This is a genomic window from Bifidobacterium tibiigranuli, from assembly GCF_022655035.1.
In the GTDB taxonomy this organism is placed as follows: Bacteria; Actinomycetota; Actinomycetes; order Actinomycetales; family Bifidobacteriaceae; genus Bifidobacterium; species Bifidobacterium tibiigranuli_A.
The window spans coordinates 292,227-309,512 of record NZ_JALCUA010000002.1; the positions used below are offsets into that span (position 1 = coordinate 292,227).

Genomic DNA, 17,286 nt, shown 5'->3' on the forward strand with positions numbered 1-17,286 from the left:
TAACGGGCCGATGAAGTCGCACAGCCCTCGAAGTCACACAGCCCTCAGCGTGCGGCAGTCGTCGCCGCGCTCCGCCGCAGCGTCAGCAGACCGACGGCACCGATCAGGAATGCGATGGCGCACAGCCCCCACATGATCAGGTACCCATCGAGCCCGGCCGTCTTGCTGCCAACCGGGGTCAGCGCGCCAAGCACTGCGCCGAACAGCGCGCCACCCGTCGAACCGCCCAGCGAGCGCAGGGAGTTGTATACGCCGACCGAAGCTCCAGTCTGGCCTTCGGGGGTGCGCTCGGCGAGCAGCGCCGGCAGACCGCCCATGAGCAGGCCCATGCCGAACCCCGCAATCACCGCATAGACCCATACCTGCCACATGCTCGTATGCGCAACAACGACGAAGATGCACGATGCCATCGCCAGCAGCGTCCCCAGCACCAGCGTCCAGCGCATGCTCGTCAGCTTGGCGATGCGAGCCACCAGAGCGGACCCCAGGGTCGCGAGCAGAGTGATCGCCGCGACGACCAGCGAAATCCTCGACGAGCTGGCAGCGAAGCCATACCCCGTGCGCTGCGGGTCGGCGCTCAGAAACGTGGTCAGCGGCGACTGGGATCCGAACATCACCAGCCCCAGCATGAATCCGGTGATATGAATGGGCGCGGCCCGACGCGATGCCAGCAGCCGAACATCGATGGCAGGCGAGGAGGCCCGCAGCTCCCACAGCACCCACACCGCGCCCGCAGCAAGAGCGGCTAGCAGTATGCCTATCGATTCTGCCGGCGGTACGCCGCCCTTGCCGACGAGCGTTAGCCCGCCCAGCAGCGCCAACATGATGACGGCAAGCCCGACGAAACCAGGCACGTCGATATTCCCGGGGGTGCGGATGGGAGACTCGGGAATCTTGACGAACACCGCATAGACGGCGATGGCCTGGACCAGCACCGGCACGACCAAGGTGATTATCAGGGAAGGCGAATGCGCGTTGACCAGCCCAGCGGCGACGGTTCCGACGATTGCTCCCCCGGTCAGGCAGGCCACCAGCAGCCCGATGCCCGTACGCGCGGTCTGGCCGGACGCCCGCCCGTGGATGATCGCCACTTCAAGCGGAAGCCATACGGCGATCGGGCCTTGCAGGATGCGCGCGATGAGCACCACGGGAAAGCTCGGCAGGAGCGCGACGATCACCGAACCGACCACCACGACAAGTATCGCGATCCGCAGCATGCGGCGGTGGCCGAACATGTCGCCGAGCCTTGAGAGCAATGGCACGCAAACCGCAGCGGCAAGCGATTGCGCGGTGAGGAACCAGGTGATCGCCGCGTCATTCACATTCAGCGCATGGGCGATGTCGGGAATCAGCGGCGTATAGAACCCCTGGGTGAAGCCGCTGGCCAGCTCGTTGAAGACGAGGAAACCAAGTGCGCCGCTCAGCGCCGCGCCGCCGTTCGTGTGTGTCTGGGAACTGCTCATCTGCTTGGCCCTTCGTGAATGCGCCGAAACCTCGGCGCTGCTGGGATGATGGATGATGGCGAAACCGCATGGGCGTCATGGGGGTACGAGCGCCGCCGGTGACTTTTGTGAAGTTGCAGGCGGTGCCTCATTCGTTCGGAAATCCGGGGTTCATGGGTGTTTCATGGGCTTGGTTTGTCCAATGCCGGTGTCCGAAAATATAACGTAAAGGTACGTTTCACGCGTTACGGCAAGCAGTCCGGTTTGGTTTCCGCCATGTAACTTGGCCGCTAATCTGACCGCCAATCTGACTGCATGGCCCGAGCGCGCAATCAGTCACGCGAACGGCTATGACATGGTATACGAAAAAGCCGCGAACCTTGGTAGCTTTGGCTGCAATCGGTCAGTTCGAACGAAACGAACGGGCCCGAATTCGCGCCGATAATCAGACCAGACCTGCCTGTCGATGGATTGACGGAGCGCATTCAGCGCATCCGCGGTGACGCATAAGCCGCAAGGCCAGGCGAAGAGTCTGCGGGCCCTGCGCTCGGCTTAACGTAGCTGGTCTTCCTCTGCTCATGGTTGGTTTGCTGGGCCTTGCGTGTGCGTTTGCCGGGCGGCATTTGCGTCGGGGGGGGGGGATAGCTTTGGGCGTATCGGGCGGTGCTGCTTTTGGCTTCGCATGATGACTGTGCAGGTAATAGTACCCTTTTAGCTATTTATCCTAGAAAGGAAGGCGCTTTAATGTTGCATTATGTTGGTATTGCTGGAACAAATATAAAGCGTTCAACTAATCTCCAACTACTTCAATATATGAGGAGACGTTATTCCAAGGAGGCAGTTATTGAGATCATTGACATCAGTAATTTGCCGGTTTTCTATAAAGCCAACGAGGATCATATACCAGATACAGTCAACACCCTAGCGGCAAAAATTGAGGCGGCTGATGGTGTCGTTATTGCCACGCCTGAGTACGACCATGCCGTACCTGCAGTGCTGAGTTCTGCACTTGCCTGGCTTTCTTATCATACACACCCATTTGCTGGCAAACCAGTGATGATTGTTGGTGCATCTTATGGTTCACTAGGCACTTCGCGAGCTCAGGCTCAACTACGGCAGATTCTGGATTCTCCAGAGTTGAAGGCTAGTATTATGCCGAGCTCCGAGTTCCTAGTAGGACATTCACTAGAAGCCTTTGATGAAAACGGTAATCTAAAGAATTCACGATTAGATGACCAACTTAAAGGCTTATTTTCAGACTTTGACGTTTTTGTTAAGTTAACCAAACAAATGATTCATTCACAAAGACAAGCTAAAGAACAAACCAAAAACGTAAATTGGCTGAATAACTAGGAGGATAATTATGAAAATCGTTGCAATTGCAGGCAGCATTGCAGAAACATCATACAACCGGCAACTATTAACTTTTATTGCTAGCCACTATGTTTCACAAATTGACATTGAAATATTGGAGATTAAGGATATCCCAATGTTCAATGAAGACAAAGATCAAACTCAAAGTGCAGCTATCCAGTATCTGGTGCATAAGATCGAATTAGCCGATGGTGTTATCCTGGCAACTCCTGAGCATAATCATACAACCAGCCCTGCTATGAAGAATGTCATTGAATGGCTATCTTACAAAGTACATCCGTTAAATCAAAAACCAGTCCTAATAGTTGGTGCTTCTTGGCATACACAGGGTTCCTCAAGAGCACAACTTTCTTTACGTCAAATTCTGGAATCACCCGGTGTTGGAGCTTTGGTTATGCCCGGTGACGAGTTTTTATTAGCTGATGCTAAGCAGGCTTTCGATGAATTAGGAAACTTGAAGGATTCCGGGACAGTTGGCTTTCTCGACACCGTAATTAAAAAGTTTGTACGTTGGATTGATGTGCTAGGCGCACTACAGGAAAAGAAAAAACAAGAGCCATGGCGTCAGGAGGATCTTTCAGGGAAACATCCTGTCGACACTTCTATTGATATTGATATTTCCGATGATTGGGTGGAGAAGGCTGCCAAACTAGTCGAGGCAGCCAGTGGGAAGCAATATGTCGAACTTAACCGAGGCATATTAACAGTTGATCAATTAAATTGGTTTCTTAACACCATGCCCATGGAGTTAACCTTCATGGACGATAATGATCAATTCATTTACTACAACCATTTTCTTGATCATGACGCTATGCTCGCACCACGAGATCCAAAACAGGTTGGCGATACAGCTGATTTAATTCACCCCAAACGAGCTGTTGAGCATGTTCAACAAGTTATTTGGGCTTTGCGAAAAGGGCAGAAAGAGCTTATTGCAATGCCCATACCTGGAAATAAGGTTAATCAAAAGTACATTATGCATTTCTACAAGGCTATGCGTGATGCTGACGGACGTTATCGTGGTGTCAATGAGTGGGTCCTGGATATTTGGCCGATTGTCTCTGATTACCTAAAACGTACTGGGCAAAAGCTCGTAGAAGCTCCTGATAGTAAGACCGATGCCGTCACCGGAGCTTCTGAAAGCGTTTCTCAAACAGTTAGCTCTTCATCCGTTGCTGTGACGGATAACAATAATGATACAGGTGCTGTAACGCCAGACGCAGTTACGGGTGCTTCCGCAAAGGAATAGTTAAAGGCAAGCGTGAGATAAACGAACCGGCATGATGATCGATGACCCTGACTGAGCGTTGCAGTCGTGCCGAGATCGTCGTCAGAATCACCAATCATCATGCCTTTATTTGCCGTAAAGCCTTACAGAGTATCCTGACGGACTATGGGAGCGAGCTTTTGGGACGACCACCTTTGATAATGGCGGCGAGCTCGCTCAACTTGCCCAAGTAGCTGGGACTGAGATCTACTGTGCTCACCCATCTTCACCTTGGAATCGTGGTACCAACGAACATGCCAATGGCCTGCCTCGCACATTCCTCCCGAGGGCGAATCCATAGCCAACGTCACTGCCGTTGAGGTCAAACATACCCGATACGTGCTCAACCATCGTCATCGCAAATCACTCGGCCATCTTTGCCCCGCCGACTCCTACCACGAACCGTCAGAATGAGCTAGACCACTGATGAGAATAAGTTACTAAGTTTTGTATTTGGGTTGCCAATTGGAGGGGAGACAAAATTTTGATAAAAGTAATTCAAAACATAGTATTTGTAGAGATGATTATTCAGTGCTGACTTGGCAAATTAAGAGATTACGAGCTTTAGGAACGAATATAGTTCTGTCGGTTTTTGGCGAGCAGGATAATGCTGCTTTAATTGCTGCTGAATTTTTAATTAGGCAACAAGAAGCTAGATTGACTGTAAATCAACCTCATTCAGAAATAATGACTATCAATCAACTGGCTGGTCATGACAAAATCGAGGTCTCGAGCGGTACGTACGCTCTTATTAAAAAGGCTGTCCTGGCAAGCCAACAGCACTTTGGATTCAATGCCTTGATTGGACCGCTCGTCAAACTTTGGAAAATAGGGTTCAATGGCGCTAATGTTCCAACCGATTATGATATTAAGTCCCGTTTGTCTTTATGCAATCCTGATAACATCATTATGGATGATGCCTTACATGCTGTGAAATTGGTCAACGCTGGTATGGAGCTAGATCTTGGAGGAATTGCAAAGGGATTCATTGCTGATCAAATTAAGTCTCTTTGGTCTGCCTATGGGGTCATGGCTGGAATAATTGACCTTGGCGGTAATTTGTTATTTGTTGGAGAATCTCCACGACGAGCTGATGGTCAATGGACAGTTGGTATTCAGAACCCCGATAAAGCACGAAATATCAATATCGGAACAGTCATCAAACCGGCATGTGCAGCTGTTACAAGTGGCATCTACGAACGATTTTTAATAAGAAACGGTAAAAAATATCATCACCTATTAGATCCCCAAACTGGCTACCCTTTACAAACCCAATTGGCTGGTGTTACAGTATTCACCCGTGATTCCCTTCAGGGCGAATTAGAAGCGAAGCGATTATTTTTTGCTGGACAACCAATTCCAGGGTGGGAGAAAGACACTAATAATTTAGGTGCTGTTTTCGTCTACCAAAACGGCAATACCAAAACGGTTACAGCGCCAATTTATTGAAAGATCCTTAACTATAAGTTATCAGACTCACTGACGTTCCCCAGAATCCACCCCACAGGGAGATGAGATTGGGGGTCTGGGCTCCGTTGCCCTGTCTGCTATTTCGCGCAAGACGATTCCATGACAATGTTCACCGGAGTCCCAGCACGACCACCGATACCAGCAAATCGCCCGCAGCGCCGACGACTTCCTGCACCACGACGACCGCCAGCAGTACACCGCCGGACTCGAACTACTCCTCGCCGGACTCAACGCCACCCACAATCAGCAGTAGCCCAAAAGCTCCAGACGTCCTTCCGCCCGCACGCCGGGTTATTTGCTACAAATGCTGTCCTGGTTGATGTAGCAGAAGGCCAAGGCCGCTCCTGGCAGTCCAGGGAATATCGATGTGATGGTGCCCGGCGCCAGCGATTTTGTTCTCCAGGCGACGATGAGGTGGCCCGTGAAAGCGCCTGCGAAACCAAGCGTCAGTGCTGAAGTGAGTACCCTCGACCATCTCTCTGACCTGGATGCCAAAGTGGCGACCGTCAGCAATCCGATTCCTTGGACAATGACTGTTATTGCGCGAGGTTTCAAGGACTTGGCAGCCAATGGTGCGCGTCGGATGTGCCGGTCCAACCAAGGAAGCGTGGTCGTCCCTTGCTGGTCGAGCCACTTATCCATTGACCACACCAACTCTTCAGACTGATGAGCTGCGGCCAATAATCCAGCTGCCAGCCACATTCGCCGGCTTGCGCTCCGCTGAGGGTACATTCCGCTATCAAGGCAAAGCATTCGGACGCCGTGCTCGGCAGCGGGCCACGACGCTGGTCATGCAAGACGCGTAACGGCAACTATTCACCGAGACGGTGGAGGCAGAGATGAAGCTCGCGCAGCTCGGCCATCACACGAACGCCGACCCCGATCAGGTCCTGCGCGAGCTCGACCTTGCTCGTCTCGTAAGTAGGCATCCACTCTCGCTGTCGGGCGGAGAACAGCAACATCTGGTCGTCACCGGTGCGCGCGTCGCCGACCGACCGATCACCGCTGTGATTCGCAGGAAGCTATCAGATACGAAAAAACCGCAGAATCGTTGAGATTCTGCGGTTTCTAGCGGTTTGTGGAGCTAGGGAGATTCGAACTCCCGACCCTCTCCATGCCATGGAGATGCGCTACCAGCTGCGCCATAGCCCCGAATTTCACTTATGTGATTCGTTTTGAACCTTTGATAGGTTACAACAGGTAGCCCTCTCCTGCAAACCGGCGTGTCGGGCAGACGCATTTGACCCAATCAGCAGCCATAGCATTTCAGCGCAGACGGGCTGGATATCCCGCCTCACGAGGCATACGGTTTGGGCCTGGCATTCAGCGTGGTGCTGCCGAATGCCAGGCCCAAACCCAATCAATCAGCGCAAATTCTATGCGCCTACCTATTAACCTATATATTTATTTTGCCGAGTTCGAAAGGATCTCCTGCGGCTGAACCGACGAATCGGCTCCGGATGCGGTCGAACCGAGTCCCTTTGCACTGGTGCCTGTTGCGGAACCAGATTCCTTGGAACTCGATGTGTTCGCCTTGCCGGTGCTGTTGGAGGAACCGCCACTCGTACCGTTTACGGTGGTCGAGCCGCTAGTCGTTCCTCCGTTCGATTCGTTGTTCGAACCGCCAGCAGTGCCGGAGCTGGGCGACCCTGTGGAAGAGCCGGAACCGGAGCTGGGCGTCCCCGTGCCGGAGGAGCTTCCGGACCCGGGCGACGCCGAGCCGCTTGAGGAGCCGCTTCCGCCCGTGGAGCTGCCGCTCGGCGTGGCTCCTGCGGACGGCGTGCTGGTGCCTTGCGAACCGTGCTGGCTCGATTCCCCGCCGCTGGTTGCCGCGCCGTCGCTGCTGCTGGGCGAAGGACTCGGCGTCTGCCCAGCTCCCCCGCTCGTGGATGGTGCCGGAGTCCGCACGACCTTGGAATTGCTGACTACATTGCGCACATAGTCATCGGTTCCCTTTCCTTTGGTTGCCAGCATGATGATGGCCGAGGTCAGGCCGACGGCAAGCAGCGCGCTGACCACCGCCACGATGATGGCGACCTTGCGCCGACGATGCTGATCAGCCTCGGAAAGCGCTGCGCCATGCCCTGGTTCTTTGGCTGTGCCCACTTCACCGGCATGCACAATCCCTGCGTGCGAGGCGTCTGCGTGCGAACCTTGAGAGGAGACAACCCTTGGCTGCCCACTTTCCTGAACAGGCAGAGTGGCAGTTTGGCTGACTTCGCCATCGCTATGCGCGCCGTCCGGCCGCTCAGAGCCAATCACCATAGTGGAGTCAGGCTCAGCTGATTGCCCGCTACCCTGGCTATGCTCCTGATCCCCGTCAGACCCGTTAAACGGTATGACGTTCTGAATCTTCTCGGATGAAGCCTTGAATACGTTCTGGTAGATCTGCGAAGCCACCGCCGCCACCACTGAGCCGACGGCGACGCCGATGACCGATCCGGCGACGCCGATTTTGGCCGACAGCAGGAATGACGTCACCGCTGCCAGCGCACCCGCTCCGATTTGGGTGAATGATATGCCCTTGAAAAAATTTCTCACGCTTTACGAGGGTAATATCCGCCGCTGTGCATATCCTCCGCGTTGAGTGAAAACTGCCGAATCCTTACATCGTGGGCACAACTTGCGCACGCCACTTTTTGGCACACCCTCTTTGGCACGCCCCACAGATACTCTTGGGAACCACACGCTGCACAACCGTCAGGGAGGACGCATATGGCACAGGGCGAGGCACCGACATCCAGTGACGAGCGCGGAACAGACGGTTCCCATCAACGCCGGCCGCAGCAACGCCATTCGCAGCGACGGACCCGGCGCCGCACGATGCTGACCATTGCGCTGGCCTTGCTGCTGTGCATAGCCGTTGCCTTCGGCGCAATCGCCGTGCTGATTCCACGGCTGCGGCACGATTCCTCGCCGGAAGAGTCTGTCACCGGCGGCGTTCACGCCGTTGCACCGGCCTCGGTGCTGCATAGCAGCGTCGACTATGACCATGATGGCATCGACGATTACAGCGATATCCTCCAAGGTGCCCGGATGGACGCCAAGGCGCGCCCCGCTTACGATGCTGGCTACTACCAAGGCGGCTACCCACCCGACAACCGCGGCGCCTGCACCGATGTGGTGTGGCGGGCGTTCAAGAACGCCGGCTACGATCTCAAGGACATGGTCGACGCGGATATCGCCGCAGACCCAACGTCATACGGGAACGCCATCACGCGCCCAGATCCGAACATCGACTTTCGGCGCACCGGAGTGCTGGACGTTTTCTTCTCGAAGTACGGACAGCATCTGACCACCGACATCGCCGACCATGACGCGTGGCAGCAGGGCGACATCGTCATCTTCGAGAACGTCAAGCACATCGGCATCATCTCGGACCTGCGCGATGGGCAGGGCGTTCCGCTGGTGTTGCACAACATGGGCCAGCATGATCGCGAGAACGACTATCTCGCGTTCCGCAAGCACATGCAGGTCACGGGGCACTATCGCTTCGACGCCTCGAAGATCCCGGCAGGCGTGCTTAAGCCCTGGCATGCTGGCTAGAACGCGGAGTACTGAGACTACGAACGTGCCGGTCGAGCGCGTGCCGGTTGGGCGCATGCTGACCGAACTGACCGAGCGCGTACCGACCAAGAGCATCGACCGAGAGCGCCGACCGAGAGCAAGTGTTATTCTCCTTACTTTTGCGTCCTTTTGCGGCGAACGTCCTTGCCGGTTTCAAGTCTGCGGCGGTATGCTGGGTGACGATAAAACCTAAGCCGAAAGGAAGCTTATTATGGCTACTCTGACCCCTGAGATCAAGGATTTCCTCGCCAACAACCTGTGCTGGATCGCCACCGTCAGCAAGGACGGCGAGCCCGATCTCGGCCCGAAGATGTCGATGTTCGTGCTCGACGACAACCACCTCGCCTACCATGAGCGCACCGCCGGCCAGCATTTCCAGAACCTCACGGACGGCAGCAAGCTGGTCATCGCCTCGGTGAATTTCGCCGAGAAGAAGGGCTACCGCTTCCGCGGCATCGTGACCCTGCACACCGACGACGACATCTACGAGGCCCGCGTCAAGGTCGCCGAAGAGGAAGGCACCAAGAAGCCCGCGTGCGTCCCCGTGCTTGAGATCACCGAGATCCAGGATCTCTCCGCTGGAGCCAAGGCCGGCACCACGATCTCGAAGGACTGATTAATCTGCTGTTCTGCGGCCGGTTAATGGCGATTCGCCTTGAGACTCTGCGCTGGCGAATGATTGATAGCAGGTAGCGGTAACAGATGGCGGAAGACCCCGTGAAGCATACGAAGCTCACGGGGCCTTCCGCTATGTAAGGCTTATCTGTAAAGCCTATTCATGCCATGAGCGGTGCCATGCGTAGCCTTTTGTACGCTAGCGAATCTCTACCGTTCAAAAGACGACGCAAATTGGCCTAGAAACGTATCATTACGTACAGCAGTCACGAGTTAGCGTACAAAAGACTACGCAACTCGCCTGCATGCGCGAAATGCAGGCCCACATCGCGCAGGAATATGGATAGCTGCAGTGTCCTGTGATGCACCGCACTGCATCACACTGCGCCGCGCCGCGAAAGGGAGGTGAATCGCCATGTGCCGAGCGTTCGCCGCCGATCTCGACTGGGACGACGTTGCCACGCATTTCGGCGTCTCTGCCATTGACAATGAGAATGTCGCCGCCGATAACACCATTCATCATTCCGCAGCAGCACTCCCCTCGCCCACCTTCCATGCCACGCCCAAAACCGATATCGCCATTGTGGCAGGCGACCCGCACGGTCGCCGCCACCTGCGTGCGGCCTACTGGTCGCTGATTCCACGATCGGCGCAGACCATCGATTTGCGCTACCCGACCTACAACGCGCGCATCGAAACCGCAGCGAGCAAGCCGACCTACGCGCCTTCGTCCGTCTCGATGCGCGCGGCTATACCGTCTAGCGGCTACTACGAATTCAAAGGCGAACATCCGTTCTACTTTCATTTCCCCGACGACGCTCCACTTTTCATGGCAGGCCTGTACTCCTGGTGGCGTGCGAACGCGCACTCCCCGTGGCGCTTGACCGCCACGATCCTCACCCGCGATGCAGTCGGGGCGCTGGCCAGCGTCCACAACCGCATGCCCGTCCTGCTTCCCGACGATATGCTTGACACTTGGTTCGCACCGCGCACCGCCGGTGACGATGCAGGCACTCATGCCGACGCAGCCTCACTATCCGCCACTGCGAACGACGCCACCGCATCACTGCTCGCCGCAGCAAACGACGCCGGAGGCAAACTCTCCCAACGCCTCGCCTTCCACGAGGTCGCCCCGCTGCGCGGCGACGGCCCACAACTCATCGAACCAGTACCCAACTGGCATCAAGGACAAAACCTGTTCGACTGAGCGGAATAGCTATAGCGATGAACCAGACATATTATCGATCATAAAGAAATCGTAATACAATACCAGTGCATATTACGTGCGATAGATGTACAATTACACATTACAACAGTGCGAATATGACTCATCACAACAAGGAGAGCATTATGGCAAACATCACCATTCGAGTGGACGACAGAACGAAAAACGAGGCGAAGCAAATCGTCGAGAGTCTAGGGCTCGATCTTTCGTCAGTCACACGAGTCTTCTACAGGCAAATCGTCCGTGAGCATCGCGTCCCCGTAAGCTTGTCGCTGCAAATGCCAACACCTCAGGAAACACTGGCCGCAAAAAAAGAGGCGGACGAGATTCTGGCATCCGGCGTTTCACGCTATAGCAACCTTGACGACATGCTGCATGATATGGAAAGTTAACGAGCATGCTCAAGCCTGAACGAACTGCCAGATTCACACGAGACATGAAGAAACTCGTCAAGAATCACACTGACATCGCTCCGCTCATCCACGTCATGCAGCTTATACTCTTGGATTCAGCTGAATCCAAGACGCAACTGCACCACCGCCACAATGCGCATGCGTTGCAGGGCGATTTGAGCGGCGTGTACGAATGCCATATCGACAATGCCGCCGACTGGCTCCTGCTATGGGAACGCAATAACACCATAGCGGTTTTCCTGAGAACCGGTAAGCATGACGAAGTGCTGTAATCCGTTGTAATCCACTCACGCTAACCGATAATCATACCCCTCCGCAGACCACGTTTCACATAGGCGAGAAGTACGCAGCCCTGTATGCCACGAAGTCCGTTCGACTGAGTGGAACAACCATTCGAACGGATGTTCGACTCGGTTGTTCGCATCGCAAAGCATCGCGTTTCGAATCACCGCTCCACGAATAACGGGCCAGATTTCTTGTCAGCCGATGGGTATTAGATTGCCCTCATCGAGGTAAAAACGCGTAACGTCTTGAAGACAGATTCATCTTTCTTCTTGAACGCGCGAGTATACGCGGGCCGGACGGTTCGCCACTTCTTCGCCCAGAAGGAGTGCAAGAGATGAATTCCCGTTTCATTCGCCATCGTCCGACACCAATTGGGGCAAGACCGCCTCAGAACTTACGCGACGCATGGGTCGCTTTGCTCGGCTTGTCAGCCGTGTTCCTGTTCGAGATGCTGGACAACTCGGTTCTCAACGTCGCATTGCCGACCATCAGCCAGGAACTGAAATCTTCGACTGCGGCTTTGCAATGGGTCACCGGCACATATTCCATCGTTTTCGGCACACTGATGCTCGTGTTCGGCGCACTGGCCGACCGCGTAGGCCGGCGCAAAGTCATGCTGGTCGGACTCGTTCTGCTGGGAACAACTTCCTTCGCAACTGCATTCGTCACGACGACTGCGCAGCTCATTGCGGTTCGCGCCGCGATGGGCGTGGCGGCGGCCATGACGACGCCGGGCTCCAATGCGCTCGTCTTTCGGCTTTTCGCTGATGACAGGCTGCGGGTCCGGGCCATGACCGTGGTATCCACCGTAGGTCTGGTCGGCCTTGCGGTCGGGCCGATCGCAGGAGGCTTCGTGCTTGCCTTCGCGCCGTGGCAGGCGCTGCTGCTCGTCAACGTTCCCATAGCCGCCATTGCGTTCATCGCCATTCGCACCGGCATTCCCGCCGACTCGCCTGGCGAACTCCATCACGAACCGATAGATGCCTGGGGCGCAGTGCTGGGCACGGCAGCCATTGCAACCGCGCTGACCACCCCGACGCTCTTTGTTCAGGCCGGTGCAAGGTCAGCAATGGCTTGGATTGCGCTGGTATCGGCGCTGTTCTTCGCGGCTGCATTCCTGCTGCGAGAGCGCACGTACTCTCCGCTGCTGGATCTGCGCCTCGTCGCGAAGCCGCTGGTGTCAAGCGGGCTTGCGTTCAAAGCCGCATCCAATCTCGCAGTGGCAGGAATGGGATATTTCGTCACCTTGCAACTGCAGCTCGATTGGGGCTGGTCTCCCGCGCAGGCAGCGCTCGGCATGCTGCCGCAGGTAATCGTCCTGATCGCCGGAGGCGCAATCATTGATGTGCTCGTAGGCAAGCTTGGATTGAGCAAAGCGGCATGGTTCAGCGCATCCGCCGTGGTTGCCGGGCTGGGCATGTACTCGCTGCTCGGACGGTATGGATACGGCTGGATTGCCGCTGCTCTCGTGCTGGTAGCCGCTGGGATGCGCGTTGTCGGAGTCGTTGCGGGAACCAACGTCATGCGCGGCATGCCTGCCGACCGCACCACAATCGGAGCCGCTCTGGTCGATACTGCCGGGGAGATCGCAGCAGCGGTCGGCACCGCCGTGAGCGGCACTGTGCTCGCAATCCTCTTTACCGGTCAGCTTGCCGACGGCTCATGGTCGGTGGCTCAAACCACGGAGTTCCGATGCGCCGTCACCGTTGGCGGAATGCTGCTGACCATCCTTGCCGCACTATTGGTTGTCTTTGGCATAGTTCGGGCTACCAGCGCTACTGCCCATACCTTCAGCCTGTAGTCGCGAGCCTGTCCTATCCGCACCCACCCAGCGGAGCGCTTGCGCCAGATAGTTCATAACAGCATCTGTGTCGCACAATGTCGCTGGCCAAGGCATACAAGGAGCAAAACTGCGAGCTCGACATCATCTATTCAGCACTTTTTTCGTCTATTAGGCACTTGCCGAAGTAGACAGTAAATCCGACTAAAGCATTTTTGCAGAATACCGCCGTTTCTACGGCCCATTGCACAGCCGTACTACCGCATTCGAACGCATATTTCCCAAAATGTGCTTAATAGATTTCATTGTCTTGCAGGGCAAACGCCATCTGCATGTCGCCAAAGGCTTTTGGTGGGATATCGTTCCCTGCCATGCCTTGGGGTGGCAGGGAATCTGGATTAACCGCGATGGTCTGCAGCCGTTGCCGGGTATTCAGCCGGCCTATGCACTGCCGAATCTTGCTGGTCTGCCGCTCCTCGTGCAGCGTGCATCGGTTCGCAACCGTGCCTAAATCCGTGCATCGGCGTTATGTGTAGCGTTATGAGAGGGCTGCGGAGGTCTATCTGCGTTACGTGAGGTGCTATTTCGCGGAGCGTCGAGTACCAGGCATTCCAAAGCCGCCATTTTCAGCCAGCGATACTTGGGGTGCTGCAGATTTAACACCTCACGTAACGCAGATAGACCTCCGCAAGGCCAAGTTAACGCCTCACATAACGCAGATGCATCGAGCGAACCACCATCGTTACCGCATCAGCGGGGCCGAGGCGGTGTCCAGAGCGTTCATGTCCTCGTCGCTTAGGCTCAGCCTGGTCGCGGCGATCAATGCCGGAAGCTGCTCAGTGGTGCGGGCCGAGGAGATCGGGGCGACCACCTGCGGGCGCCGGAGCAGCCACGCGAGCGACACGGTGGCGATGGAGACGCGATGCGCCTTGGCTATGGCGTCCAGCACGTCGATCAGCGCGTAGCCCTTGTCGTTGAGATACGGCGCGACATCGCCTTGGCGGGCCCTGCCCTCGGCGTCGGCGGACGAGCGGTATTTGCCGGTCAGGAAGCCCGAAGCCAGCGAATAATACGGGAATACCGCAAGATTCTCGCGGCGGGCGACCGGCAGCAGATTGGTCTCGTAGTTGATGCGGACCACCAGATTGTAATGGGGCTCAAGCGCGACCGGCAGCGTGTAGCCGCCCTCGCGGGCGATGCGGAACCATTCCTCGATGCGGGCGGCCGTGTAGTTCGACAGGCCGATCGCGCGAACCTTGCCCGACCGCACCAGCTTGTCGAAGGCTTCGACGGTCTCTTCAAGCGGCGTGCCTTCATCGTCGAAATGCGCGTAATACAAATCGATGTAGTCCGTGCCTAAACGCAGCAGCGACGCATCGGCGGCAGCCGCGATATTCGCCGCCGAAAGCCCGGAATACTGCGGATGCTGACTAACCTTGGTGGCTACGACCACCTTGTCACGATTGCCGCGCACCGCCAACCAGCGCCCCAGAATCGTCTCGGACTCGCCGCCGGCATTGCCCTCGACCCATGCCGAATACACATCGGCGGTGTCGATGAAATTGCCTCCGGCCGCCACGTAGTCATCCAGAACCTCCCTGCTGGCGGTTTCGTCGCTCGTCCACCCAAAGGTGTTGCCGCCCAGAACCAGCGGGAAGACCTCAAGATCGCTGTCGCCTACCTTCACTCGTTGCGTGCTCATGTCACAGTCCTTTCGTTGTGCGCCAGTGCCTTATCGTGTAGGGCAGGCGTGCCATCGGGCGCGTTCGACGCCATCGCTTCCCTCCATTGTGTCGCTGATGACGTTGCCATGCGAAGTTCGGCTCAGCGAGAACTGCGCATGCAGCATAAACCGGTGACCTTTCTGCGTCATGGCCTACAATGTCCCTGTGATTCGCGCAAGACATCAGCTCACCTTCCAGGGCTTCCTGGTCGCGGCCCTGCTGACGGCCGCCGTCATCACGGCTTCGCCGCTTATCGATGCCACGGGCTTCCCGCTCACCGCGATTCTCAGGGGCGTCGTGGGGCTGCTGGCCCAGGCCTTCCCGTTCCTGCTCATCGGCGTGCTCGTCTCCGGCGCGATAGCCGCCTTCCTGACGCGCGATTTCATCGAACGCCGCTTCCCAAAATCCCTCGGTGCAGGCATGGCCGTATCGCTGGCCGCCGGATTCGCCATGCCGGTGTGCGATTGTGCGACGGTGCCGGTGTTCGCCCGCATGGTGCGCAAAGGCATTCCACTGCCCAGCGCTGTAGTGTTTCTGTGCGCGGCACCAATCATCAACCCTGTCGTGATCTGGTCCACCTGGTTCGCCTTCCCCGACCGGCCTGCGCTGACCTTCGAGCGCGTCGGCCTGGGCATACTGGTGTCGTTGGTGATTGGCATGAGCTACGCGCTGTTTCCTCCTCGCGCCGACATGCTGCGTTCAGGAATCGATAGCGCCTGCATGCACGGCAATAGCCACCGCTCCCCCGATTGCACAGATGACTGTGCAGCCGCTTGCGCAACCGATCACACAGCGACCAACACCGGCACAACGATTAACAACACCGGCACAGGCATCAGCGTTATGGCACGTATCGTCGCCATGCTGCAGCACGCGCATGACGATCTCTTCCGCGTCGTGCCCTACATGCTCGTCGGCATCGCCCTCGCCTCATCCATCCGCGTGCTGTGGGGCGCGAATCCGCCCGCATGGCTCACCAGCCACGGCATGACGCTCTCCATCCTGCTCATGATGGGCCTGGCGTTCCTCAGCTCGCTGTGCTCGACTTCGGACGCGGTGATCGCGCGTGGCTTCTCCACCGTATTCCCGGTTCCTGCGCTGCTCGGTTTCCTCGTATTCGGCCCAATCATGGACGTCAAGAACGTGCTCATGCTCTCGTCGATGTTCTCCCGACGCTTCGTCGTGCGCCTCGCCGTGACGGCGGCCGTAGTCGTTTTCGTGGTGACCATGCTGTTCGCAGGGGTGGTTCGCTGATGACGGCGACGAAAGTGGCAGCGTCACCCGTGAATAACGCCACGCAGCATCAACGCGTCCAGCCCAACGCCATCGACCGCATCGAAGGATTGGCCTTGTTTGCATTCGCTGTGGCTATCGCAGCGTTTGTGGCGTCTGGACGCTATATCTCCTTCGTGACGCCGCGCACCGTGCCATACCTCGTATTCGCCGCAATCGTGCTGCTGATACTTGCACTGGCAGCCTGGTTCGGCGTTTTCAACTGCACCAAGGCTTCGCTGATTCGCATTCTGATCGTGGTGGTGCTGCCGACCTTGCTGCTATCGCTGCCAATCGACTCCGCCAGCTCCGCAATGACGGGCACGAATCGCGCCATCGCCATCAATTCCTCGCAATCGGCCAAGCTGCCGGGGCTGAACGCCGCAACGAAAACCATCACGATACGCAATGACGATTTCGGTTCATGGTTCGATCGCATCGATCGCAACTCCGACCAGTACCTCGGCTACACCATCATCGTCGAAGGCTCCGTCACGCGCGATTCGTCGGTGAATTCGTCGCAGTTCTCGCTTTCGCGCATGCTCATGACCTGCTGCGTGCTTGATATGACGCCCTTCGGCTTCGTCGTGGACACTTCGGCGATTAGCACCTCAACGTCAGACACCGCGTCGCCGTCCGCGGCAATGCCAAAAGACAATGCCTGGGTGAAGGTGACCGGCACACTCGCCCGAGGCCGCATCGGAACCGCTTCGCATGGCTACAACGGACTTATTCTCAAGACTCAGTCCATTCATGCCGCACATGAGACCTCCAACGGCTACTTCTACCGCTAGCACCAGTCGCCGTATGACCGTCAGCCTCCATTAGCGTCCGTTTTGCAGCTAACGGAGG

General features: G+C 56.7%; 17 protein-coding genes and 1 tRNA gene. 13 read left to right on the forward strand and 5 right to left on the reverse strand.

Going from position 1 to position 17,286, the window contains the following annotated elements:
• Positions 1-44 precede the first annotated feature (44 nt).
• Complete coding sequence (locus LKK40_RS03890; protein ID WP_304309353.1) at positions 45-1,463, reverse strand: MFS transporter; 1,419 nt, start codon at positions 1,461-1,463, stop codon at positions 45-47.
• A gap of 651 nt (positions 1,464-2,114) precedes the next feature.
• On the opposite strand from LKK40_RS03890, the gene LKK40_RS03895 reads away from it, so the two are divergent.
• The 3 genes from LKK40_RS03895 to LKK40_RS03905 all read left to right on the forward strand — a co-directional run bounded on the left by LKK40_RS03895 (position 2,115) and on the right by LKK40_RS03905 (position 5,532).
• A complete protein-coding gene (locus tag LKK40_RS03895) occupies positions 2,115-2,795 on the forward strand; it encodes an NADPH-dependent FMN reductase (protein WP_304309355.1) in 681 nt (226 codons plus the stop codon).
• 10 nt (positions 2,796-2,805) lie between these two features.
• On the forward strand, positions 2,806-4,065 hold the full coding sequence (locus LKK40_RS03900; RefSeq protein ID WP_304309357.1) for an NADPH-dependent oxidoreductase: 1,260 nt from the start codon (positions 2,806-2,808) through the stop codon (positions 4,063-4,065).
• Positions 4,066-4,614: 549 nt separating this feature from the next.
• A complete protein-coding gene (locus LKK40_RS03905) occupies positions 4,615-5,532 on the forward strand; it encodes an FAD:protein FMN transferase (protein ID WP_304309359.1) in 918 nt (305 codons plus the stop codon).
• A gap of 312 nt (positions 5,533-5,844) precedes the next feature.
• On the opposite strand, the gene LKK40_RS10710 is transcribed toward LKK40_RS03905, so the two are convergent.
• Positions 5,845-6,306 (reverse strand): HXXEE domain-containing protein, encoded by a 462-nt coding sequence (locus LKK40_RS10710; RefSeq protein WP_368491453.1) that lies wholly within the window; start codon positions 6,304-6,306, stop codon positions 5,845-5,847.
• A 74-nt stretch (positions 6,307-6,380) separates the two neighbouring features.
• Between LKK40_RS10710 and LKK40_RS03910 the strand changes: the two genes are divergently transcribed.
• Entirely contained in the window at positions 6,381-6,608 is a 228-nt protein-coding gene (locus tag LKK40_RS03910) for a hypothetical protein (protein WP_304309360.1), read from the forward strand.
• Positions 6,609-6,632: 24 nt separating this feature from the next.
• Here LKK40_RS03910 and LKK40_RS03915 read toward each other — a convergent pair.
• A tRNA-Ala gene (locus LKK40_RS03915) sits at positions 6,633-6,705 on the reverse strand.
• A gap of 252 nt (positions 6,706-6,957) precedes the next feature.
• Positions 6,958-8,094 carry a hypothetical protein gene (locus LKK40_RS03920; protein WP_304309361.1) on the reverse strand — a complete coding sequence of 379 codons (1,137 nt, stop codon included), beginning with the start codon at positions 8,092-8,094 and terminating at the stop codon, positions 6,958-6,960.
• Between the two features lie 174 nt (positions 8,095-8,268).
• Between LKK40_RS03920 and LKK40_RS03925 the strand changes: the two genes are divergently transcribed.
• The 7 genes from LKK40_RS03925 (at position 8,269) to LKK40_RS03955 (ending at position 13,949) form a co-directional block, all read left to right on the forward strand.
• Positions 8,269-9,099 carry a DUF1287 domain-containing protein gene (locus LKK40_RS03925; protein ID WP_304309362.1) on the forward strand — a complete coding sequence of 277 codons (831 nt, stop codon included), beginning with the start codon at positions 8,269-8,271 and terminating at the stop codon, positions 9,097-9,099.
• 232 nt (positions 9,100-9,331) lie between these two features.
• Positions 9,332-9,736 (forward strand): pyridoxamine 5'-phosphate oxidase family protein, encoded by a 405-nt coding sequence (locus LKK40_RS03930; RefSeq protein ID WP_304309364.1) that lies wholly within the window; start codon positions 9,332-9,334, stop codon positions 9,734-9,736.
• A 414-nt stretch (positions 9,737-10,150) separates the two neighbouring features.
• Positions 10,151-10,942, forward strand: coding sequence for an SOS response-associated peptidase (locus LKK40_RS03935; RefSeq protein ID WP_304309365.1), 792 nt, complete (start codon positions 10,151-10,153; stop codon positions 10,940-10,942).
• 143 nt (positions 10,943-11,085) lie between these two features.
• A complete protein-coding gene (locus LKK40_RS03940) occupies positions 11,086-11,352 on the forward strand; it encodes a type II toxin-antitoxin system RelB/DinJ family antitoxin (RefSeq protein ID WP_304309367.1) in 267 nt (88 codons plus the stop codon).
• A gap of 5 nt (positions 11,353-11,357) precedes the next feature.
• Positions 11,358-11,645, forward strand: a complete 288-nt coding sequence (locus tag LKK40_RS03945) for a type II toxin-antitoxin system RelE/ParE family toxin (protein ID WP_304309369.1) — start codon at positions 11,358-11,360, stop codon at positions 11,643-11,645.
• Positions 11,646-11,992: 347 nt separating this feature from the next.
• On the forward strand, positions 11,993-13,459 hold the full coding sequence (locus tag LKK40_RS03950; RefSeq protein ID WP_304309370.1) for an MFS transporter: 1,467 nt from the start codon (positions 11,993-11,995) through the stop codon (positions 13,457-13,459).
• 289 nt (positions 13,460-13,748) lie between these two features.
• Positions 13,749-13,949, forward strand: a complete 201-nt coding sequence (locus LKK40_RS03955; protein WP_304309372.1) for a hypothetical protein — start codon at positions 13,749-13,751, stop codon at positions 13,947-13,949.
• A 231-nt stretch (positions 13,950-14,180) separates the two neighbouring features.
• Here LKK40_RS03955 and LKK40_RS03960 read toward each other — a convergent pair whose 3' ends face one another.
• On the reverse strand, positions 14,181-15,140 hold the full coding sequence (locus LKK40_RS03960) for an aldo/keto reductase (protein ID WP_304309374.1): 960 nt from the start codon (positions 15,138-15,140) through the stop codon (positions 14,181-14,183).
• A 187-nt stretch (positions 15,141-15,327) separates the two neighbouring features.
• On the opposite strand from LKK40_RS03960, the gene LKK40_RS03965 reads away from it, so the two are divergent.
• Both LKK40_RS03965 and LKK40_RS03970 read left to right on the forward strand, forming a co-directional pair.
• Complete coding sequence (locus tag LKK40_RS03965; protein ID WP_304309376.1) at positions 15,328-16,416, forward strand: permease; 1,089 nt, start codon at positions 15,328-15,330, stop codon at positions 16,414-16,416.
• On the forward strand, positions 16,416-17,228 hold the full coding sequence (locus LKK40_RS03970) for a TIGR03943 family putative permease subunit (RefSeq protein WP_304309377.1): 813 nt from the start codon (positions 16,416-16,418) through the stop codon (positions 17,226-17,228). The genes LKK40_RS03965 and LKK40_RS03970 overlap by 1 nt, the downstream gene beginning before the upstream one ends.
• The last annotated feature ends 58 nt before the right edge of the window (positions 17,229-17,286 follow it).